Annotated in this window: 20 protein-coding genes; 10 read left to right on the top strand and 10 right to left on the bottom strand. The window is 32.3% G+C overall.

The genetic code is table 11. The features are described 5' to 3' along the window. Positions 1–7 precede the first annotated feature (7 nt). Positions 8–1,705, bottom strand: coding sequence for a M23 family metallopeptidase (locus tag ACJ6WR_RS14960; protein WP_409415653.1), 1,698 nt, complete (start codon positions 1,703–1,705; stop codon positions 8–10). Positions 1,706–1,880: 175 nt separating this feature from the next. On the opposite strand from ACJ6WR_RS14960, the gene ACJ6WR_RS14955 reads away from it, so the two are divergent. From ACJ6WR_RS14955 to rny, 3 genes are all read left to right on the top strand, one after another. After that, positions 1,881–2,171 (top strand): hypothetical protein, encoded by a 291-nt coding sequence (locus tag ACJ6WR_RS14955; RefSeq protein ID WP_039119394.1) that lies wholly within the window; start codon positions 1,881–1,883, stop codon positions 2,169–2,171. 7 nt (positions 2,172–2,178) lie between these two features. Next, positions 2,179–2,472 (top strand): cell division protein ZapA, encoded by a 294-nt coding sequence (locus ACJ6WR_RS14950; protein WP_039112262.1) that lies wholly within the window; start codon positions 2,179–2,181, stop codon positions 2,470–2,472. 208 nt (positions 2,473–2,680) lie between these two features. Continuing rightward, positions 2,681–4,246 carry a ribonuclease Y gene (rny, locus tag ACJ6WR_RS14945; RefSeq protein ID WP_039112263.1) on the top strand — a complete coding sequence of 522 codons (1,566 nt, stop codon included), beginning with the start codon at positions 2,681–2,683 and terminating at the stop codon, positions 4,244–4,246. 426 nt (positions 4,247–4,672) lie between these two features. Here the strand turns inward: rny and ACJ6WR_RS14940 are convergent, their stop codons facing one another. The 5 genes from ACJ6WR_RS14940 to ACJ6WR_RS14920 all read right to left on the bottom strand — a co-directional run bounded on the left by ACJ6WR_RS14940 (position 4,673) and on the right by ACJ6WR_RS14920 (position 9,815). Further along, positions 4,673–6,196, bottom strand: a complete 1,524-nt coding sequence (locus ACJ6WR_RS14940) for a PAS domain-containing protein (protein WP_409415652.1) — start codon at positions 6,194–6,196, stop codon at positions 4,673–4,675. A 208-nt stretch (positions 6,197–6,404) separates the two neighbouring features. Next, on the bottom strand, positions 6,405–7,301 hold the full coding sequence (gene xerD, locus ACJ6WR_RS14935; protein ID WP_409415651.1) for a site-specific tyrosine recombinase XerD: 897 nt from the start codon (positions 7,299–7,301) through the stop codon (positions 6,405–6,407). 82 nt (positions 7,302–7,383) lie between these two features. Then, positions 7,384–7,956, bottom strand: coding sequence for a porin family protein (locus ACJ6WR_RS14930; protein WP_409415650.1), 573 nt, complete (start codon positions 7,954–7,956; stop codon positions 7,384–7,386). Positions 7,957–8,314: 358 nt separating this feature from the next. Next, positions 8,315–8,926 carry a porin family protein gene (locus ACJ6WR_RS14925; protein WP_039120031.1) on the bottom strand — a complete coding sequence of 204 codons (612 nt, stop codon included), beginning with the start codon at positions 8,924–8,926 and terminating at the stop codon, positions 8,315–8,317. Positions 8,927–9,206: 280 nt separating this feature from the next. Beyond that, positions 9,207–9,815, bottom strand: a complete 609-nt coding sequence (locus ACJ6WR_RS14920) for a porin family protein (protein WP_409415649.1) — start codon at positions 9,813–9,815, stop codon at positions 9,207–9,209. Positions 9,816–10,090: 275 nt separating this feature from the next. Here ACJ6WR_RS14920 and ACJ6WR_RS14915 point away from each other — a divergent pair, with 275 nt between their 5' ends. The 3 genes from ACJ6WR_RS14915 (at position 10,091) to ACJ6WR_RS14905 (ending at position 13,780) form a co-directional block, all read left to right on the top strand. Beyond that, positions 10,091–10,651: a porin family protein gene (locus ACJ6WR_RS14915; protein ID WP_409415648.1), complete on the top strand. Its 561-nt coding sequence runs from the start codon at positions 10,091–10,093 to the stop codon at positions 10,649–10,651. A gap of 142 nt (positions 10,652–10,793) precedes the next feature. After that, positions 10,794–11,207 (top strand): type II 3-dehydroquinate dehydratase, encoded by a 414-nt coding sequence (gene aroQ, locus ACJ6WR_RS14910; protein WP_039112270.1) that lies wholly within the window; start codon positions 10,794–10,796, stop codon positions 11,205–11,207. An 83-nt stretch (positions 11,208–11,290) separates the two neighbouring features. Further along, positions 11,291–13,780, top strand: coding sequence for a DUF5686 and carboxypeptidase regulatory-like domain-containing protein (locus tag ACJ6WR_RS14905; protein WP_409415647.1), 2,490 nt, complete (start codon positions 11,291–11,293; stop codon positions 13,778–13,780). Between the two features lie 317 nt (positions 13,781–14,097). Here ACJ6WR_RS14905 and ACJ6WR_RS14900 read toward each other — a convergent pair whose 3' ends face one another. The 4 genes from ACJ6WR_RS14900 to ACJ6WR_RS14885 form a co-directional block, all read right to left on the bottom strand. After that, positions 14,098–14,973, bottom strand: a complete 876-nt coding sequence (locus ACJ6WR_RS14900) for a cation diffusion facilitator family transporter (protein ID WP_039118052.1) — start codon at positions 14,971–14,973, stop codon at positions 14,098–14,100. A 13-nt stretch (positions 14,974–14,986) separates the two neighbouring features. Continuing rightward, on the bottom strand, positions 14,987–16,297 hold the full coding sequence (murA, locus tag ACJ6WR_RS14895) for a UDP-N-acetylglucosamine 1-carboxyvinyltransferase (protein ID WP_409415646.1): 1,311 nt from the start codon (positions 16,295–16,297) through the stop codon (positions 14,987–14,989). A 215-nt stretch (positions 16,298–16,512) separates the two neighbouring features. Further along, the gene (locus ACJ6WR_RS14890) at positions 16,513–17,235 is read right to left on the bottom strand and encodes a DUF4290 domain-containing protein (RefSeq protein WP_409415645.1); all 723 of its coding nucleotides are present in this window, start codon (positions 17,233–17,235) and stop codon (positions 16,513–16,515) included. A 2-nt stretch (positions 17,236–17,237) separates the two neighbouring features. Beyond that, positions 17,238–17,534, bottom strand: a complete 297-nt coding sequence (locus ACJ6WR_RS14885) for a DUF493 family protein (RefSeq protein ID WP_039112275.1) — start codon at positions 17,532–17,534, stop codon at positions 17,238–17,240. Positions 17,535–17,763: 229 nt separating this feature from the next. On the opposite strand from ACJ6WR_RS14885, the gene ACJ6WR_RS14880 reads away from it, so the two are divergent. From ACJ6WR_RS14880 to fmt, 4 genes are all read left to right on the top strand, one after another. Continuing rightward, on the top strand, positions 17,764–18,687 hold the full coding sequence (locus ACJ6WR_RS14880) for an alpha/beta hydrolase (protein WP_409415644.1): 924 nt from the start codon (positions 17,764–17,766) through the stop codon (positions 18,685–18,687). Positions 18,688–18,933: 246 nt separating this feature from the next. Next, on the top strand, positions 18,934–19,467 hold the full coding sequence (locus ACJ6WR_RS14875; protein WP_039112277.1) for an AAA family ATPase: 534 nt from the start codon (positions 18,934–18,936) through the stop codon (positions 19,465–19,467). 65 nt (positions 19,468–19,532) lie between these two features. Beyond that, on the top strand, positions 19,533–21,425 hold the full coding sequence (locus ACJ6WR_RS14870; protein WP_409415643.1) for an ATP-dependent DNA helicase RecQ: 1,893 nt from the start codon (positions 19,533–19,535) through the stop codon (positions 21,423–21,425). Continuing rightward, positions 21,425–22,372, top strand: a complete 948-nt coding sequence (gene fmt, locus ACJ6WR_RS14865) for a methionyl-tRNA formyltransferase (RefSeq protein ID WP_039118057.1) — start codon at positions 21,425–21,427, stop codon at positions 22,370–22,372. The genes ACJ6WR_RS14870 and fmt overlap by 1 nt, the downstream gene beginning before the upstream one ends. The last annotated feature ends 110 nt before the right edge of the window (positions 22,373–22,482 follow it).

The raw sequence follows: 22,482 nt of genomic DNA, 5'->3' as shown, positions 1-22,482 counted from the left end.
TATATTTTTATTTTGTTTGACTTCTAAAAAAACGAGTCTCAAAGATAGCAGAATTCCCCACATTATCAACAACTTCTATTTTTAAATCATTCGCTCCTTCGGCTACAATACCATCATTAAAATCATGAGTTATCTTTTTGGTTTTATTATCATACTCAAACAAAATCCAATTTCCGTTTAAATACCCATTGTAAGATTTAATCCCCGACATACTATCACTAATAGTAAACTGAATTTTCTTTACATCGCTAATCCATTTATCCTGAATTGTTTTTGCAATACTAATTGTTGGCTTAATTGTATCCAGAACTAACCCAAATTGTCCTAAGGTTTTTGACTTAGCTGTATAAACATTGTCTTTACGAGATGTAGCATTATAACTACCACTCTTTCCTGTAATTCTGCCTATATAGACTTTATCCTTAAGATTTTCGGTATATTTACCATCTTCTATAGTAATTGTAAAATTAGAATGAACCGGAACTGTATCGTCATGAATATAAATACGGTCATTTTTTACATCAAAATTCAAATTAAAATCATCATAAAATGTTCCTGCAGGAAAAAACACCGACATATTGTTCTTAGAGAAATTAGCATCCTTATTGTATTTCACCGAATAATTTGAAGCTTCAGGTGTCGGATTTACAATTACAGGCAAGGAATCATACTGAACTGGAATATTAACTGTATTTATATTTCCATAAAAATCCGAAACTTCTACACGATACGCCGAAGCTAAATTTGGCACAACCGGAAGCACTCCGTTCAGAGCATCCGTTTTTATAATGCTCAAGGCAAAAGGCGTTTTCATAAACAACTTTTGTACTCTCTGTCCCGTTTTTTTATATCTAGGGTAATCAATTAATGCGTTTATGTATCGCATTTCATCAAATGAATACGTATTAAATTGATATTCGAAATTAGAATTTCCGTTATAAAAAGACTCTACTTTATAAACTCCATTTTTATTAAACGAAACATCGTCATAATCTACAGCAGTAATTCCAAAACCAATTTTTCCGTTTGTAGCAACCCTATCAGACAAATAAGTTCCATCTTTTTGCAATGTCAAATTAAGCATTAAAGGCACTTTCGATTGATTAACAGTTGTGTTATCGTCAAGCGGATAAACATATAAATTAGAAATTACTGGCTTTTTTGTATCTCTAACATATTTATCAAAACCAAAAAGCATTGGATTAATAACAAACTCCGTTTTAGAATCACGGAATTCAAAATGCAAATGCGGTCCTTCTGAAGAACCTGTGTTTCCAGACAATCCTATCAATTGTCCTTTGGTAACTACCATTTCCCCAGGTTTCAAGAACATTTCGATTTCAAATGATTTCTCCTGATAATGCGTTTTCTTGATATATTCCTGAATTGTCCCAACCATACTTTGCAAATGTCCATATACAGATGTATAACCATTTGGATGTGTTACATACAAAGTTTTACCATTTCCGAAAGTCGAAATTTTAATTCTCGAGATATATCCATCGGCAACAGCGTACACATTCAGCCCTTCTCTTTGATTTGTTTTTAAGTCAAAACCAGCATGAAAATGGTTAGGTCTTAACTCCCCAAAGTTCCCAGAAAGCTGCATTGGTATATCAAGAGGCGGTCTAAAATAGTCTTTCGGATAATCTGTCTGAGCAGAAATAAGATTACAAAATAGCAGAAAAAGTACAGAATATCTCATGATTTACATTTTTGCTAAGATAAAAAAAAGTTAGTAAAATAATTACTAAAATCACAAAATACAATACCTTGAATTCCATTAATTTGCTATTTTTAATGCAAAAAAATCGATAAAATATTGCATTAATAAAAAGGAATACTAACTTTGTATGATTAAGTAATGAATAGGATTTATAATGAGTGTAATTGCCGAAATAATTGATACTCTTGAATATAAAGTAGAAAAACTTTTTGCGAAGCTAAAAGGTTTAGAAAAAAACAATCAAGAACTAAAGTCAGAATTAACAGAGGCTAAGCACACCATACACAAACAATCGGAAGAGATTGAGGCCCTGAAAAAGCAGTATGAAACACTCAAAATCGCCAATTCTTTACTTGGCAGTAACGATAATAAGAGAGATACAAAGCTTAAAATAAATTCATTAATTCGCGAAATAGACCACTGTATAGCACAACTATCAGACTAGTAACAACATGGACGAAAAGCTTAAAATAAAAATATCAATCGCTGACAGAGTTTACCCACTAACGGTCGAACTATCACAGGAAGAAGGACTTAGAAGTGCTTCTAAAAAAATTGATGTTATGATTAAGCAATTTGAAGAAAACTATGCTGTTCGCGACAAACAAGACGTTTTAGCCATGTGTGCATTACAATTTGCATCGCAAGTAGAGCAAAAACAAATTGACAAAGCAACTGATAGTGATGAAACTATCGAAAGAATTAAAAGATTAAATACCCTTTTAGATCAATATCTCGAAAATTAAACGTTCTTTACAGAAACTAAGATACTGCCTACATTAGTTCATATTTGGTAAACTCAACACTAACAAATTAGAATGAGCAAATCATCACTACTAAAGCATGCCACGCTCCGGCGAGGAAACTTGAACAGTGAGTTAGCTCAAAACTTGTCTTTTCGAGTTTATACAAGCAACCTAATGTAGGCTTTTTTATATATAAATTTTAACAAACATGGACAGCATAATAACGATCATTATTTCAGGAATTATAGGTGTTGCTGGGGGTTTTGGGATAGCCAAAATCATAGAAAAAAGCAATATTTCCAATTTAATCAAGAACTCAAAAAAAGAAGCTGCATCGATTTTAAAAGATGCTAATCTGGAAGCCGAAAACATTAAGAAAGATAAAATTCTTCAAGCAAAAGAAAAGTTTATTGAATTAAAATCAGAGCACGAACAAGTAATTCTTGCAAGAGATAAAAAAGTAGCAGAAGTAGAAAAAAGAGTACGCGACAAAGAATCTCAAGTTTCTAATGAATTATCAAAAGCCAAAAAGACTAATGATGATTACGAAGCTAAAACTCAGGAATACACTAATAAAATTGAAGTTTTAGACAAAAAACAAGCTGAAGTTGATAAATTACACAAAAGTCAATTACAACAATTAGAAGTAATTTCAGGTCTTTCTGCAGAAGAAGCTAAAAACCAATTAATGGAAGGCTTAAAAGCAGAAGCAAGAAGCAATGCAATGTCTCATATTCAAGATACTATTGAAGAGGCAAAACTTACTGCACAACAAGAAGCCAAGAAAATCATCATTAACACAATCCAAAGAGTTGGAACAGAAGAAGCAGTAGAAAACTGTGTATCTGTATTCAATATCGAATCGGATGATGTAAAAGGAAGAATCATTGGTCGTGAAGGTAGAAACATCCGTGCGCTAGAAGCTGCTACAGGTGTTGAGATTATTGTAGATGATACTCCAGAAGCAATTATCCTTTCTTGTTTTGACCCTGTACGTAGAGAAATAGCTCGTTTAGCATTACACAAATTAGTTACAGACGGTCGTATTCACCCAGCACGTATCGAAGAAGTTGTTGCTAAAACTGCAAAACAAATTGATGATGAAATCATTGAAGTTGGAAAACGTACAGTAATAGATTTAGGAATTCATGGTTTACACCCAGAATTAATAAAAGTTGTTGGACGTATGAAATACCGTTCTTCTTACGGTCAGAACTTATTACAACACTCTAGAGAAGTATCTAAATTGTGTGGTATTATGGCTGCCGAATTAGGACTGAACGTAAAATTAGCTAAAAGAGCTGGTTTACTTCACGATATTGGTAAAGTTCCAGATACTGAAAGTGATTTACCTCACGCATTATTAGGAATGCAATGGGCTGAGAAATATGGTGAGAAAGAAGAAGTTTGTAATGCAATTGGAGCGCATCACGATGAAATCGAAATGAAATCACTATTATCACCAATCGTTCAGGTTTGTGATGCTATTTCTGGTGCAAGACCTGGTGCAAGAAGACAAGTCTTAGATTCTTATATCCAACGTCTAAAAGACCTTGAAGAAGTTGCTTACGGATTTAATGGAGTTAAAAACGCCTACGCTATTCAGGCTGGTAGAGAACTTCGTGTAATTGTAGAAAGCGAAAAAGTATCTGATGATAATGCTGCAAGTTTATCATTTGATATCTCACAAAAAATCCAAACCGAGATGACTTACCCAGGTCAGGTTAAAGTAACAGTAATACGAGAAACTAGAGCAGTAAATATTGCTAAATAAGCTCTCTTTTATATCATAAAAAAACTCCTCAATTGAGGAGTTTTTTATTTATAATACTTTTTTTTACCATTAAGGGGTTAAGAAAAATTAAGCTATGTATCTTATTTAACCGCAAAGGATGAAAGGATTTAGCAAAGTTCGCAAAGTTTTTGCTAGAGTAAATTCAGAGCAAATAGAGTATATACTCCATCTATTATATTTTACAATCTCGTTAACTCAAACTTACCCTGAAATTATCGAGTTATTGATATTGACGGAGATTCTTCGACTCCGCTCAAAAAGACAAGTTTACTGGTATTACGCTCGTTTTGAATCTTAGTCACTCTGAACCTTTGCAACTCAAAACCTTAAAAACTTAGTCACTCAGAACCTTAGTACCTTAGAGCCTTTGCAGCTCTGAACCTTTGCAACTCTAAACCTCTGAACCTACAAATCATCATTAAATATAATTTTAAATACTGTTCCTTCACCAACAACACTTTCTACAGAAACCTCCCCTTTCATAGATTCTATTTGGTTTTTTGTAATATACAATCCAATACCGCGAGCTTCTTTATGTTTATGAAAGGTTTTATACATCCCGAATATCAAATCGCCATAGCGCTCTAAATCAATTCCGATACCGTTATCTTTAATTTTTAAAGCTTTGCGACCATCTGGCTCAATTGCAAAAATAAACTCGACTACAGGCGCTCTATCAGGATGAGCATATTTAATTGCATTCGTAGTAAAATTCAATAAAACACTTTCCAGATAGGCAGGATTAAAATTAATCGTTACATAATCAGGTACATTATTATGTATTGTTATTTTAGTTTTTGCGCTAAATGCCTTGATTATAGAAACTGTCTTATCAATACTATAACCCAACTTAAGAGGTTTTATAACAATATTGAGATTACTCTGTATTTGTACAATTTGAGTTAAATTAGAAATAGTATCATTTAAATCATTAGAAACCGTCCTCAAATGCACCAACATCTCATCAATTGTTTCTTTACTATGATCTTCATCAATAAAATCAAGAATACTCTTAATATTACCTGCTTGAGTATTTAAATTATGAGAAACGATATGAGAAAAATTAAGCAATCGACTATTTTGATCACTAAATAGTTTCATCGTTTTAATGAGTTCCAACTCTTTCTCTTTTTGATAAGAAACATCTGTATGCGTACCCAAAACACGCAATGGTTTTCCGTTTGAATCTCTTTCGATAACTTTTCCCCGATCGAGAATCCATTTGTATTTACCACTAGAAGTTAATACACGATGGTAATTTTCATAATAAGGTATTTTATTATCAAAATGCTCTTGAATATCCGAATAATACTTAGGCAAATCATCTGGATGCACGATTTTGTCCCAACGTTCTGGGTCATCAAAAATATCATTAGATTCTAATTCTAAAATTTTCAAGGATAAAGACGAATAAAATACTCTATTTGTTACCATATCCCAATCCCAAACACCAACTGTAGAGGCATCTAAAGCAAACTGAAACCTTTCCTCTGAAATTTTAAGTTTAAGTTCCTGATCTTTTATATCGGTTACATCCGAAATCCGTCCGTAGAAACTAACCTGACCACCTGGAGAACCTTCGGATTTTGCACAAACTTTTAGCCACTGAATCCCTTTTTTTGGCAAAACTACCCTAAACTCTACTTCCCAGGGCGTTAGTGTTTTTCGGGCTTTAGATAATGAAGTAATAAACATATGTCGATCTTCGGGATGCACTCTTTCATACATCGCAAATTTACTTCGATTTGTAAATTCTGTTGTTGGTAACTCAAAAATCTCTTCCATGGCTTTACTAACCAAAGGAAAAGAATAAGTATTATCGACATCGATAATAAATTGAAAGATTAAATCGGGAATTTCGGCAAATAGTTTTTTGTAAAAGTTATTCAACTTCTGACAATTTTCATCTTCATATAAATCAAAAACCATAATTGTGTCTGTGTAAGTTGACCATTTTATCCAGAATAGGACAAAATTGATACTATTATTTAAGGCTTAAAAAAACATAAAAGTTTTCGTTTTTTATTACTTATTATAAGTATGAGAACAAATTCTCTTTTTTACAAACAATACACCTCCAAGATATTAATTTTTTTAAGATAAAAATAATATCATCTAAAATATTTTTGCCAAAAGCTTACTTTCTTGGATGAAAACTATGAATTACCTGTGTTAAATATGTCCTGTCTAAATGAACATATATTTCGGTTGTAGTGATCGATTCATGTCCTAGCATTAATTGTATTGATCGCAAATCGGCACCATTCTCAAGCAAATGAGTAGCAAAAGAATGTCTTAAAGTATGTGGACTTATATTTTTATTTAAACCAATCTTAAAAGCCAAATCTTTGGTAATTGTAAAAATCATAGCTCTGGTTAGCTGACTTCCTCTTCGATTTAAAAACAAAGTATCTTCAAAACCTTTTTTAATGTTTAAATGCGACCGTACTAAATTAACATATAGCAAAATATATTTTTGAGTCGATTCTCCGATAGGAACAAAACGTTCTTTATTTCCTTTTCCAGTAATTTTAATAAATCCTTCTTCAAAAAATAAATCAGATATTTTTAATGCAACTAATTCTGAAACCCTAAGTCCGCAACCATATAAAGTCTCTAACATGGCACGATTTCTTTCTCCTTCATTAGTGCTTAAATCGATAGCTGCAATGAGTCTATCAATATCATCGACAGATAAAGTGTCTGGCAATTTTCTTCCTGTCTTAGGAGATTCTATAAGTTCTAAAGGGCTATTATTGCGATAATCTTCGAATATCAAATAATTGAAAAAACTTTTTAAACCCGAAATAATTCGAGCTTGAGAACGAGGGTTAACTTCTTTGGAAACTGAATAAATAAAATCCTGAACTGTTTCTTCATTAATTTGCACTGGAGAAACTTCAATTTCGTTTTGAGTAAGAAAGAGACATAATCGCTCAATATCAAAAACATAGTTCTCGATTGTATTTTTAGATAAACCACGTTCTATCTTAAGATAGGATTGATATTCTTTTATATAACGAGTCCAGTTCATAAAACAAAGGAAAGCTTTTTTTAATCATAAAAAAACCTTCTACTATCGCAGAAGGTTTTAAAGTATATTTAAAAAAATAAAATTAGAATTTATATCCTAGAGATAAAGCCAAAACACTGTTTTTAGCACTATCATAATAATCATCTAAATCTTCATAATCTCCTCTATCAGCAAGACCTGATAAACCAATTGTATAACGAATACCCACTGATAAATTTTCAGTAAAATTATATCCAGCTCCTAAATTAAAACCTATATCTGTAGATTTATAACCATCTTTAGCATCTTCTCCATCAGTTTTAGCTGACAATAAGAATCCTATTTGTGGACCAGCCTCAACTGAGAATTCTTTTGTTACATAATATTTAGCTAAAACAGGAATATTTAAATAATTTAATTTAGCATCATAATCTCCAAATGGGCTATCAAATTTTGCCCCTTGTGCTGAGTACAAAAGCTCTGGTTGAATAAAAAATTTGTCCATAACTTTAATTTCTGCAAAACCTCCAACATGGAACCCAACTAAAGATTTAGTATCATAACCACCAGTGAAATTTGTGAGGTTAAGACCTCCTTTTACTCCAAATCTTGTTTCTTGAGCATTTGCAAATCCAAATGCTAAAATCGCAACCATAGATAAAATAATTTTTTTCATTTTTTATGTTTTGTTAAAATTTAGGAGACAAACCTAGAAAACAGCGCTTTAAATTCCAAAATTTCAGATTAAAAAAAAATATCTTATAAAACCAATCCTCATACCTTTCCAGCTTCACAACACTGACTTAGAGCTTATTATTACTGTTTTTCTCACTAAATTTAGTGAGAGCAAATTTCTTTTAAACCTAGCAATAATTAACCGTAAAAAACCTACAAATTGTATTTATACTCAGCAAATAACAAAGTCATCTTAAAATCATGCATAAAAAAACAACCCTTAAATATTTCTACTTAAGGGTTGCTAAATTGTAAAAAGTCAAACTAAGAATATCTTAAAAATATTATTCTAAAAGTTATTAGAATTTATATCCTACTGATAAAGAGAATACGCTATTTTTAATTTTAGTATTGTCACCTTCTTCGAAATCAGCGATATTAGATAAACCTAAATTATATCTGATACCTGCAGAAAGATTTTCTGTGAAGTCATATCCAGCACCAAAGTTTACTCCAAAGTCAATTGATTTGTAAGAATCTTTAACATCTTCATCACCAGAAGTAGTTCCAAAAAAGTCATCAGTTTCTGTAAAATCAGATTTAGCACTTAATAAAAATCCAATTTGAGGACCTGCTTCTAAACTAAATTTCTCAGCAACATAATATTTTGCCATTACTGGAATATTCAAATAAGAAAATTTCTCAGTGCTTTCATATCTATATCCTTCTTCTGATTGATCAATTTTTGCTCCTTGTAAAGAGTATAAAAGCTCAGGTTGAATAGAGAATTTCTCAGTTAATTTAATTTCTGCAAAACCACCAACTTGGAAACCAACTTTTGAAGAAACGTTTTCAACATCTCCTGTAAAAGTAGAAAGGTTAATCCCTCCTTTTACACCAAATTTAACTTCTTGTGCATTTGCAAATCCAAATGCTAAAACAGCAACAATTGATAAAGTAATTTTTTTCATTTTTTTGTATTATGTTAAGGTTTAAGCAGCAAACGTAAAAAAGTGCAAACGAAATTCCAATAAAATCATAAAAAAAACAAAAAATTAATAAAAACCCGAAATTCTATTTCTCAGCTTTATGTAACTGAAAAGAAGAATGTTATTACTGTTTTTCTCACTAAATTTAGTGATGCTAAATTTGTTTTAAGATCGCTAAAAATTATTACTAAAAAACTTATAAAATAAAAATAGCCTCTCATAAATTGATTATGAGAGGCTATTAAAACGTAATTAAAATAGTTTAGAATTTATATCCTACTGATAAAGAAAATATGCTGTTTTTTGCCTTAGCATTATCTCCATCTCCGAAGTCCGCAATATTAGATAAACCCAAGTTATATCTAACACCAGCAGAAATATTATCGGTAAAGTCATATCCAGCACCAAAGTTTACTCCAAAATCAATTGATTTAAATTGATCTTTAACATCTTCTTTACCAGATTCATTATATCCTAATGCTGAATATGAATAATCATTTTTAGCACTTACTAAAAACCCGATTTGAGGCCCAGCTTCTAAACTAAATTTATCTATAACATAATATTTTGCCATTACTGGTACATTTAAATACCCAAACTTAAAATTAGATTCAGAAGAAAAATCATAAGCAGATACTTTAGATTTAGCTCCCTGAGTAGAGTATAAAAGTTCAGGTTGAACAAAGAATTTATCTGATAATTTTATCTCTGCGAAACCTCCAACCTGGAAACCAACTTTTGAAGAGGCATCATAAATATCTCCTGTTAAAGTAGAAAGATTAATTCCTCCTTTTACACCAAATTTAACTTCTTGTGCATTTGAAAATCCAAATGCTAAAACTGCAATGATTGATAAAGTAATCTTTTTCATTATTATATATTTTATAATATTAATACTACAAATATATAATAATATTAACATAAAATACTATTAATTAAAAAATGGGATGTAAATTCTATAAAACAATCTTTTATAAGTATAATTGAGTACCAGACAATAGCAAGTATTTTTGTCCTTGTACAATCAAATTTGCTAGTAATTATTTAATGTAGAAAATTGGAATCTTTCTAATATTTAAACAATATTTGCAAATTATAAGAGTTTTAACTTACAGAAAAATCAATCAAACTTTTAAAAAGAATTTTATGAAAAGAATAATTTTAGTAGCTGTACTGTTCATAGCAACATCAGCAACAATGCAAGCACAATTATTACGTTTTGGTGTAAAGGCAGGGGTTAACTTTGCAAATCAAACTGGAGATAGTGCTTTTGACGGAATTGAAGTAGACAAAGAAGGAATCACTAGTTACCATGCGGGTGTAGTAGCGGAAATTAAATTACTTGAAAAATTCTCTATCCAACCTGAACTTTTATACTCTACTCAAGGAGCAACTTATAAAACTGCTGTTGATGAATTTAAAAATGAATTAGGATATTTATCTATTCCTGTAATGGCTAAGTTTTATTTAACTAAATCATTTAGTTTAGAATTAGGACCTCAAGCATCGTTCTTATTAAGTGAGAAAAATGATTTTGATGTGAAAAATGGTGAAACTTTTGAGTTCGGTCTTAATGCAGGATTAGGATTTAAACTTACTGAAAACATTTTTGTTCAAGGTCGTTACGGAATAGGATTAACTGAAGCTTCAAAAAATGCAGATGTTAAAAACTCTGTTTTCCAACTTTCAGCTGGATTCATGTTCTAAGAAATAATATCACATACTTTTACGAAAACCGTTCTATTTATTGGAACGGTTTTTTTATTTTTACACCGCTACTAATGAAATGTTTTGAGTGAAATGTAAAATGGATTCAAAAACAAATCAGAATTGCTTAAAATTATAGTACATGAAAATTATCATTATAAACGGACCAAATTTGAATCTTTTAGGAAAAAGAGAACCTGAAGTTTACGGATCTCAAACTTTTGAAGATTACTTTGAAACATTACAAACATCTTTCCCATCTATTGAACTAAGCTATTATCAAAGTAATATCGAAGGCGAATTAATTGGAAAAATACAAGAATTTGGTTTTAACTATGATGGTATTATTCTAAATGCGGGAGCTTATACACATACCTCAATAGGTATTGGCGATGCTATAAAAGCTGTTACGACTCCTGTTATCGAGGTACACATTTCTAATACGTATGCACGCGAAAGTTTCCGCCACCAATCGTATATTTCTGGAAATGCCAAAGGCGTTATTCTTGGTTTTGGTTTAAAAAGCTACGAGCTTGCTATACGCTCTTTTTTATAGTTAAAGTGCTATAAATCATTTAACATAGTTTTAATAGGTTCATTTCTAACTTCTTTTATTTTTGAAATAAGAAATGTACCTATATGAAAAACTTTATTTTATTTGCCTTTTTACTACTTTCATTTTCAAATTACGCACAGATTAAAGGAACAATTTCGGATGAAAAAGGAAATCCTCTACCGTTTGTTTCCATCTTCGAAGAGAATACTTATAACAGCACTACATCCAACGAACAAGGAAAATACCAGTTCAATGTAAAAGAGATTGGCAAGAACAAAATCATATTTCAATATTTAGGGTTTAAAGCTCAAAAACTAACTGTTCCCTCTTCAGCATCACCATACACACTGGACGTAAAACTACTGGAAGAAAACTTCACTCTTAACGAAGTAATAATTAATCCTAAGGATAATCCCGCCAATGACATTATAAGAAGTGCGATTGCCAATAAAAAAGACAATTCGGAAAAAACAGGACGATACACAGCCGATTTTTATTCTAAAGGAATGTTCAAAATCAAAGATTTACCTAAAAAGATAATGGGTCTTAAAGTAGATATCGGCGATGAAATGGCCTCTAATCTCGACTCTACAGGAACAGGTGTTTTGTATCTATCTGAAACTATTTCTAAAATTACATTTGAGAAACCTGATAATCTTAAGGAGAAAATAATCGCATCTAAAATTTCGGGTAACAATAAAGGGTATAGCTATAATACGGCAAGTTTATCTACTTATGATTTTTATAATAACACATTAAAGTTTGGTGTAAGAATGATTTCTCCTATTGCCGATAATGCCTTTAATTACTACAAATACAAACTAGAAGGAACTTTCTTTGATGAGAACAACCAGCAAATAAACAAAATAAAGGTTATCCCTAAACGTGATAAAGAACCAGTTTTTGAAGGATATATCTATATTATCGATGATAGTTTTGCCATTTATGCCATTGACCTAGATATAAAAGGGTATCGAATCAAGAATGAGCTAACGCAAATAATGAATCTTAAACAAAGCTTTAGTTATAATTCTAAAAATAAATTGTGGGCAAAAAATGCTCAAAGTTTATCTTTTACTGCTGGAGCATTTGGGGTTCAATTTACAGGAAAGTTTAATTATGTATATACCAATTATGAATTTCCGGATTCTTTTGAAAAGAAAACTTTCACTAATGAAATCGTAAGTTTTGAAACTAATGCTAATAAAAAAGATGATTCTTATTGGAATTCTATCCGCCCAATTCCTTTAACTATCGAAGAAAGTACAGATTATATCAAGAAAGATAGTTTACAAACTATTCGAACATCGAGAAAATACACCGATTCTATTGATACCAAGAATAACAAGTTTAATTTCTTTGACATTTTACTTGGTCATGAACACAAAAATACTTTCGAGAAATATTCGTTTAAGTATAACGGACTATTCGATTTAAGCGCTCTCAGTTTTAATACTGTTCAGGGTTTTAATATTGGAACTGGTTTTTCTTATAAAAATTGGAATGAGGAAAAAGGCAAAGAAACCTCAATAAGTACCGCAATAAATTATGGGTTCTCGGATGAGCGTTTGCGTGTTACTGGGGAGTTTAAGCATACCTTTAATCATCAAAATTATGCTACAATCTTTGCTTCTGGAGGTACAAAAGTAAATCAGTTTAATAATACTGAACCTATAAGTAATTTTATTAACTCGGTAAGTTCTTTATTCTTTAAGGATAACTATATGAAAGTTTACAATCTGGAATTTGCTCAACTAGCCTATACTCAAAATGTAGCCAACGGCATTACTATAGGTGCAAAAGTTGCGTACGAGCAACGTAAACCTCTATTTAATACTACCGATTACTCTTTCTTTAATAAGAATGATTTTTACTCTTCTAACAATCCGCTTGCGCCAAATGACTTTGTGAATTCTCCTTTTGAGAAACATCATTTGGTAAAAGCTAATTTGAACACTAGAATTAGTTTTGGTAACAAATATATTTCCAGACCAGACGGAAAATATAATATTAAGAATGAGAAATACCCAACCTTATCTTTAGGTTATGAAAAAGCTTTAGCAGCCAGCGAGAAAAAGTATGAATTTGATCTTATAAGTGCAGCAGTACGATATGATTTAACTTTAGGAAACAAAGGTCTTTTGGGAATAAACATAAAAGCTGGTAAGTTCTTTAATGCCGAGAACATCGCTTTTATGGATTACAAACATTTTAACGGAAACCAAACTCATATAGGTCAAGCCGATAGATATCTGAATGTATTTAATCTCTTACCCTATTACACAAATAGTACAAACGATAGTTATTTTGAGGTTCATATGGAGCATAATGACAATGGATATATTATGAACAAGATTCCTTTATTTAATAAATTAAAATCAACTTTAAATATAGGATTCCATTCTCTTGAAATTCCAAATACTAAACCCTATTCTGAATTTACAGTTGGATTAGACAATCTTGGTTTCGGGAAATTCAGAATGTTTCGTATAGATTATGTTCACTCTTATCAAAACGGAATACAACAAAACGGAGTCGTTTTTGGATTGAAGTTTCTAAATATTCTGGAGTAGTTTAGTGATGATTTCACGCAGATTCCTTCCAATCTTGTCACTTCGACAAAGGAGAAATCACATTAGTAAGTAGAAATTTGAGGATGAATCTTTGTCAAAGTAAAAAAACTTTGACAAAGTTACCTTAGTCCCTCAGAACCTTTGAACCTTTGTTCTTGAACCTTTGAACCTTTAAAAAAACTTTGAACCTTAAAAAAAATCCGTTTACTCTATATAAAAGAATAAACGGATTTCGTTTTTTGTCTTGCTAAAAGAAACCTTAGCTCCTCAGAACCTTTGTTCCTTTGAACCTTTAAAAAACCTTTGAACCTTAAAAATCAGTGATAATCATCTGGCTCAATATGAATTAAAACATTCCCTAATTGGGGGATTTTTTCTTTTAGTGTATCTTGTAATTTATGTGAAAGTTCATGTCCTTCTTTTACCGAAATTTTAGCCGATACGATGGCGTGAAGATCTACATGGTATTTCATTCCTGCTTTACGAATAAAACATTTCTCGGTTCCCAGAATACCTACTACGGTTAAAGATTTTATTCTGATTTCTTCGACTAAATCATCATTCAAATTTTCGTCCATTATTTCGCCAAGCGCAGGTCTGAAAATTTTATAACTGTTGTATAAAATAAAGAAAGCTGCAAAAAGAGCAGCCCAATCATCTGCAGATTCGTAACCTTTCCCCATGATTAGCGCAATCGAAATTCCGATAAAAGCGGCTACAGATGTAATTGCATCACTGCGATGGTGCCAGGCATCTGCTGCTAATGATGAACTATTTGTTTGTTTGCTACGTTTCATTACCAATCGAAAAGAATATTCTTTCCAAACAATAATTGCTCCTAATACATACAAGGTCCAGGATTTTGGTAAATCATGTGGATTCTGAATATTTGCAATACTTTCGTAACCAATAATTGTTGCTGAAGTAATTAAAAATCCAACGACCAAAAATGTGATTAAAGGTTCTGCACGACCATGTCCGTAAGGATGATTTTCATCTGCTGGTTTGTTAGAATATTTAATTCCGAATAGTACCAAACAGGACGAAAATATATCGGTAGTCGATTCAATCGCGTCTGCAATTAAGGCATAAGAATTGCCAAAAAAACCTGCCAAGCCTTTTATAACGGCTAAGCAGGTGTTTCCAACTATACTAAAGTATGTAGCTTTTATAGCTTTTTGTTCATTCGTCATTTGAGAATTTTATCTACGCTCTCACGATTTTTGCTCCAATTGCTCTTAAACGCTCGTCGATACGTTCGTATCCACGGTCGATTTGTTCTATATTTTGTATCGTACTTGTTCCTTTTGCTGATAGAGCTGCAATTAATAATGAGATTCCAGCACGAATATCTGGAGATGACATTGTTGTTGCTTTTAATTGTGACTCGAAGTTATGTCCCATAACAACGGCTCTATGCGGATCACATAACATAATTTTTGCCCCCATGTCGATTAGTTTGTCTACGAAAAACAAACGGCTTTCGAACATTTTTTGGTGAATTAAAACATCTCCTTTTGCTTGTGTTGCCACAACCAAAACGATACTTAATAAATCTGGTGTAAATCCTGGCCATGGCGCATCGGCAATGGTTAAGATTGATCCATCGATATCAGTTTTAACTTCATATCCATTTACGTGAGCAGGGATATAAATATCATCACCACGTTTTTCTATTGTGATTCCTAATTTTCTGAATGTATTAGGGATCAACCCTAGGTTTTCCCAACTTACATTCTTGATTGTGATTTCGCTTTTTGTCATTGCTGCCAACCCTATCCAAGATCCGATTTCGATCATATCTGGAAGAATTCTGTGCTCGCAACCACCTAAACTTTCTACTCCATCGATTGTTAGTAAGTTTGAACCTACTCCTGAGATTTTTGCTCCCATAGAGTTCAACATCTTACATAATTGTTGTAAGTAAGGCTCGCAAGCTGCGTTGTAAACTGTTGTTTGTCCTTTGGCTAAAACTGCTGCCATTACAATATTTGCAGTTCCTGTTACTGATGCTTCATCAAGCAACATATCAGTTCCTATTAATCCTTCTGGAGCTTCAACACCATAAAAGTGATCTTCTCTGTTGTATCTAAATTTTGCTCCTAGATTAATGAATCCCTCAAAGTGAGTATCTAATCTACGACGACCTATTTTATCTCCTCCTGGTTTAGGAATATATCCTTTTCCGAAACGTGCCAAAAGCGGCCCAACAATCATGATTGAACCACGAAGTGCTCCACCTTCTTTCTTGAAAGCTTCAGTTTCCAGGTAGTTTACATTTACCTCATCGGCTTGAAATGTAATTGAACCTGGTTCGTTTTTTTGAATTTTTACGCCTAAATTTCCTAAAAGCGTAATTAATTTATTGATATCAATAATATCAGGAATGTTATTAATCTTTACTTTTTCTGAGGTTAAAAGTACCGCGCATAAAATTTGTAACGCTTCATTTTTTGCACCTTGTGGAGTGATTTCTCCTTTTAAAGGAATTCCACCTTCGATTTTAAAAATTCCCATATTCTTCTTTTAAGATTCTTCTTTTTTAAGTTTCTAAGGCTCTGAGGTTCTAAGTTTTCTCTTTTCAAAAAATCTTAGCAACTTAGTCACTTAGATGCTTAGCAACTTTTTTTACTTCTGATTATTCTTTAATAGCTTCTAAGGCTCTGAGCTTCTAAGGTTCTGAGCTAAAAAACCTTAGCTACTTAGTCACTTAGTGTCTTAGCAACTTTTTTTTACTTCTGATTGTTATTCTTTTGAAACGGCTTTGATTTCCCTGGTCCTTTTATATTCTTATTGTTCTGAATTTTAGGCTGTCCAGCTGGTGTGATTTTATTAGATATACGTTTATTAGTACGTAATAAATCTGTTGTGTTTAGGAGTTCTTCTGTGCTTTGTAGAAGATTTATTTTACCATCTGACAGTTCGTACAAATGTTCAAAAATAACATCATCTTTTACGGTATCCTTGTTCCAGCTCAGGTAAGATTTTTTCATGTGATTGGCAATTACCAATACTAATGCATTTTTCATCTCTCCATCTTCCCATTTGTTGGCAACATCTATCATGTATTTGATGTTATTACCATAATACCTGTATTTTGGGTAATTTTGAGGGTATTTTAATACATCTGGTTTTAGCTGTAATACTTCGCGAGAAGGGATTGGGTAAGGAGATTCAGCATCTAATTTAAAATCAGACATGATAAAAAGCTGATCCCAAAGTTTGTGTTGAAAATCGGGTACATCGCGCAAATGCGGATTCAAGCTTCCCATTACCTGAATAATATATTTGGCTGCTTTGTTACGTTGTTCAACGTCTTCAATAGCAGTAGCCTGATCTATCAATTTTTGCAAATGACGACCATACTCTGGAATGATTAAATGTTGTCTTTCAGAATTGTATTCTAAATTAAAAACAACATCATTCGCATTTTCTTTTTTATATTTTTCGATCATATTTATAGTGAAACTATACCTTCAATTGTAGAAACTTCTTGGTATTTACTGATTACTTCATCTGAGCTTTTCATAGTAACATCTACCGAAACACTGGTAAACTTACCCGTTTTGGATTTTGTAGTTTTAATTACTGCTCCCATACTATCAAAAGCTTTCTCTACGCGCTCAACATTATCTGCTACTGAAGGCACAATAAATTTATACAAATATTCTGCTGGCCAAGTGTTACTGTTGTCTAACTCAACCTTTAATCTTTCGTAAAATTCGGCGGTGGTTTTTTCTTTATCTTCGTCCATTCTTTCATTAAAATAGACGCAAATATACGGTTTTGATTTGAGATTTTATATTTAGCATTTATGATTTTTTTATAATGCGAAACATTAACCCTAATTAACCTTATTTTACTCTTTTACAAGACCAAACACGCTTCTTTAAATTTGTTAAAACTCGGGATTTTAGCCTATCCTGTTTTATTATTTTATCTTTGGGTAATTGAACACGCATTATAATAAAAATACCACCACAATGAGAATGCCTTTTTTACATTTATTACTTTTTATCTCTTTTACTTCATTTTCTATTACTGCACAAGAAATCAAAACGTTAACTTATTTCGAGAATGATTCCATTAAACTAGATCTTGATTTATACTTGCCCCTAAAAAAATCAGACAAGAAAATACCGCTTGTAATTTTTGCTCACGGTGGCGGCTTTTCGGGTGGTGATCGTTTTGGTGAAAAAAATTTCGCCATGAGTCTTGCTCAAAACGGAATCGCAGTTGCTAGTATTTCGTACACTTTATATATGAAGAACAAAGATTTTGGATGCAACTCAACTTTACCTGAAAAAATTAAAACCATTCAAATTGGTGTTAGCGATATGTGGCAAGCAACTTCTTTTATGATTAAAAATAAAGGCTCCTATAATATCGATGCTTCGAAGATTTTTATCGCCGGAATTAGCGCTGGTGCCGAAATTGCATTTCATGCTACTTTTTGGGATTACTCTATAATGAATTTATATTCGGATAACTTGCCAAGTGATTTTAAATATGCAGGTCTTATCGGCGGATCTGGCGCAATTATGAATGTAGATTTTATTAATGCTAAAAATGCGATTCCGATGTTGCTTTCTCACGGAAGTGAAGATTCCACCGTTCCTTATGCAACTGGCTCGCATCGTTCCTGCCCAAATGATTCTATGGGATTTATGACTCTTTCGGGTTCTTATTCGGTTTACAATAAAATGACTTCTCTTAAAAAAAACATCGTACTTATTACCTCTTGCGGTGGCGGACATGAATTTTGCGGTTATCTATTTGGCAAAGAACCTGATTATGTTCTTGACTTTATAAACAATGTAATCACAAAAAGGAAATTTGAATCGCATATTATTATTCCGAATACGAAGAAATTGGAAGGGTTATCGGAATACTCTTTTTGCAATTAAAAAAAAGCTTTACGCTTAAAGCTTTACGCCTTACACTTTTTACCAAATTAATCCTAGTACAAAAAATTATAACCTCAATAGCCCTGATGGAAGCGCAAATCCTTTTTCTTTTTTCTTTAAAAAGGAAAAGATTGAAGTGAACAGCAGGTACTTTACCTACAAAAAAATCCTAAATCATTCGCTTCAAGAAAATAATCTTGTATAATACCAATAAGTTTAGGTAAATTTGCACTTTATTTTTAGAAAGTGCAGAAAGAAATTATTGTTATTATTGGTGGCCCGGGTACGGGAAAGTCTACTATTATTGATGGTTTGGTAGCCGATGGATATTGCTGTTATCCCGAAATTTCGAGACAAGTAACACTGGAGGCCCAAAAAGAAGGAATCGAACAATTGTTTCTTGAAAAGCCCTTGTTGTTTAGCGAAAAGTTACTCGAAGGACGGATTAAACAATTCGAGAACGCACAACAAGAACCTTCGGAAGTTGTGTTTATTGACCGCGGAATTCCTGATGTTGTAGCCTATATGGATTATATAGGTGATGATTATCCGGAACATTTTAAAGCTGCGTGCGAGGACTGCAAATATTCTAAAATTTTTCTGCTTCCACCCTGGGAAGAAATTTACATGAGTGACGGTGAACGTTACGAAAATTTTGAACAAGCCAAAACTATTTACAGCCATCTGGTAGAAACGTATAAAAAATACGGTTACGAACTTATTGAGGTTCCTAAAGATACTGTATCTAACCGAATTCTTTATATCTTAGATAAAATTTAGTCGGAGTTTTTAAGGTTGGTAAAACTAGAAACTGTTTTCTAAATTGTTAACTTTAATCCTGACAAATGCAAGAAGCATTATCGATTCTTCAAAAATACTGGAAACATGATAGTTTCCGACCTTTGCAAAACGAAATCATTGATTCGGTTTTAAATGGTCAGGATACTTTTGCCTTATTGCCAACTGGTGGTGGAAAATCTATTTGTTTTCAGGTTCCGTCGATGATGAGAGAAGGAATCTGTCTGGTAGTTTCGCCTTTGGTAGCATTAATGAAGGATCAGGTTGCTAATTTGCAAAAAAGAAACATAAAGGCAATTGCTCTTACTGGCGGAATCGCTACTGAAGAAATTATTAATCTTCTTGACAATTGCCAATTTGGGAATTATAAATTTTTATACCTGTCACCTGAACGATTACAATCGGACTGGATTCTTGACCGCATAAAAAACTTACCTATAAATTTTATTGCCATAGATGAGGCGCATTGTGTCTCGCAATGGGGGCACGATTTCCGTCCTGCATATTTAAAGATTTCGGAATTAAAGAAACATTTTCCTAAGATTCCTTTTCTTGCTCTGACTGCAACGGCGACTCCAAGGGTCATTGAAGACATCAAAACTGAATTAGGCTTAAAAGACCCAAAACTTTTCCAGCAATCTTTTACCAGAGAAAACATTGCCTACATGGTTTTTGAGGTCGAAGATAAATTATACAGAACGGAGCAGATTCTTAAAAAAAATCCGCAACCATCTATTATATATGTACGTAATAGAAAATCTTGTTTGAGTATTTCGGCTCAATTACAATCTTTAGGTTTTAAAGCTACCTATTATCATGGTGGTCTTACTACTAAAGAAAAAGACAAGAACATGCAATTATGGATGAGCGAAGAAGCTCAGGTTATTGTTGCCACAAATGCTTTTGGGATGGGGATTGATAAACCCAATGTAAAAACTGTAATTCACACCCAATTACCCGAAAACATCGAAAACTATTATCAGGAATCTGGACGTGCGGGACGTAATGGCGAAAAATCTTTTTCGGTTTTACTCACTAGTGCATCAGACACTGCTAATGCCGAAAATCAGTTTATTCAAAATTTAGCAGATAAAAGCTTCCTTAAAAAGATGTACGTTAAGCTTTGTAATTATTTTCAAATTGCCTACGGCGAAGGAATTAATGAAGAGTTTGCTTTTAATCTGAATCGTTTTTGTCATAAATACGACTTCCCTACTTTAAAAACATACAATGCTTTACAGTTTTTAGACCGTCAAGGAATTATTACTTTATCTCAAAGTTTTTCGGAAAAAATCACAATGCAATTTCTTATCGAATCGAGAGAGGTAATACGTTATACAAGCCTAAACTCTAATGACGAGGAAATTATTCTGGCAATTTTGCGTACTTACCCTGGTATTTACGAAATGAAAACTCCGTTTAACCTGCAATTGATTGCTAAAAAATCGAATAGCTCTGAAGCTGAAGTTCATACCGTTTTAGAAAAATTAAAAGAAAAAGAAATCATTGAGTATAATAGCAAAAACAATGATGCCTCTATATTATTTAATGAAGTACGAGAAGATGACCTTACTATTAATAGGGTCTCGAAATATCTTGAAAAACAGAACAACCTAAAGAAAGACCAATTACAATCGGTTCTGGACTATGTAAACGAGAAAAAAACTTGCAAAAGCAAATTGATCCTGGATTATTTTGGAGAAAAAACAACTACCGATTGTGGCATTTGTTCTTATTGTATTACCAAAAAAGTCAAAAAGACAAACAACTCTGTCGCACAAACTATTCTTGATTTATTAAAAACTGAAGATTTGAGCTCTAGAGACATCCAAACACGCACTAACAATAGTGCCGATGATGTTGTTCATACTTTACAAGAATTACTAGAGGACAATCGTATCATAATAAAACCGAATAATAAATATACATTAAAATCATAATGGAAAAATTAAGAATCATATTTATGGGAACTCCTGAATTTGCAGTAGGAATTCTAGATACCATAATAAAAAACAATTATAATGTTGTAGGTGTTATTACCGCAGCAGACAAACCAGCAGGACGTGGTCAGAAAATAAAATATTCGGCTGTAAAAGAATATGCGTTAGCAAATAACCTTCCTTTATTACAACCTACCAATTTAAAAGACGAAGATTTTTTATCGGAGTTAAAATCTTTAAATGCTAATTTGCAAATTGTTGTTGCTTTTAGAATGTTACCTAAAGTTGTTTGGGAGATGCCTTCGTTAGGAACATTTAATCTTCATGCTTCACTCCTTCCTAATTATCGCGGTGCCGCTCCTATAAACTGGGCTATAATAAATGGTGAAACCAAAACTGGTGTTACTACCTTTTTTATAGATGATAAAATTGATACCGGAGCAATGATTCTTAGTTCTGAAACAGAAATAGAACCAACAGAAAATGCAGGTCAACTTCATGATCGCTTAATGCAGTTAGGAAGCGAAACAGTTATTGAGACTTTGCAAGCTATTGAATCAGGTAACGTAACCACTATAATTCAAGAAGACAATGCCGAAATTAAAACGGCATACAAACTAAATAAAGAAAACTGCAAAATAGACTGGACAAAACCAGCAGCTGTAATTAATGATTTAATAAGAGGTTTAAGTCCTTATCCTGCAGCCTGGACTTTCCTTAAAGATAAAGAAGAAGAATTAAGTGTAAAAATCTATGAAGCTAAACCTATTTTGGAAGCACATAATCTAGAAATAGGCACTTTAATTAGCACCAAAAAAGAGATTAAAATTGCAGTTACTGATGGCTATATTCAATTATTAAGCCTACAATTGCCCGGAAAAAAACGAATGGCGGTTGCAGAATTACTAAATGGGATTACTTTTTCTGACAACACAAAGGTCTACTAACATCAACAAAATAAGGCTACTCACTAAATTTAGTGATGCTTTTGGGTTGCTTTATGAACAAAAAAAGCAAGTTATTAACAATTCAAACTAAAATTAAACAAAACACTTGC

It is taken from the genome of Flavobacterium sp. PS2 (assembly GCF_046250155.1).
In the GTDB taxonomy this organism is placed as follows: Bacteria; Bacteroidota; Bacteroidia; order Flavobacteriales; family Flavobacteriaceae; genus Flavobacterium.
This window is presented reverse-complemented; position numbering and strand designations above follow the sequence as displayed.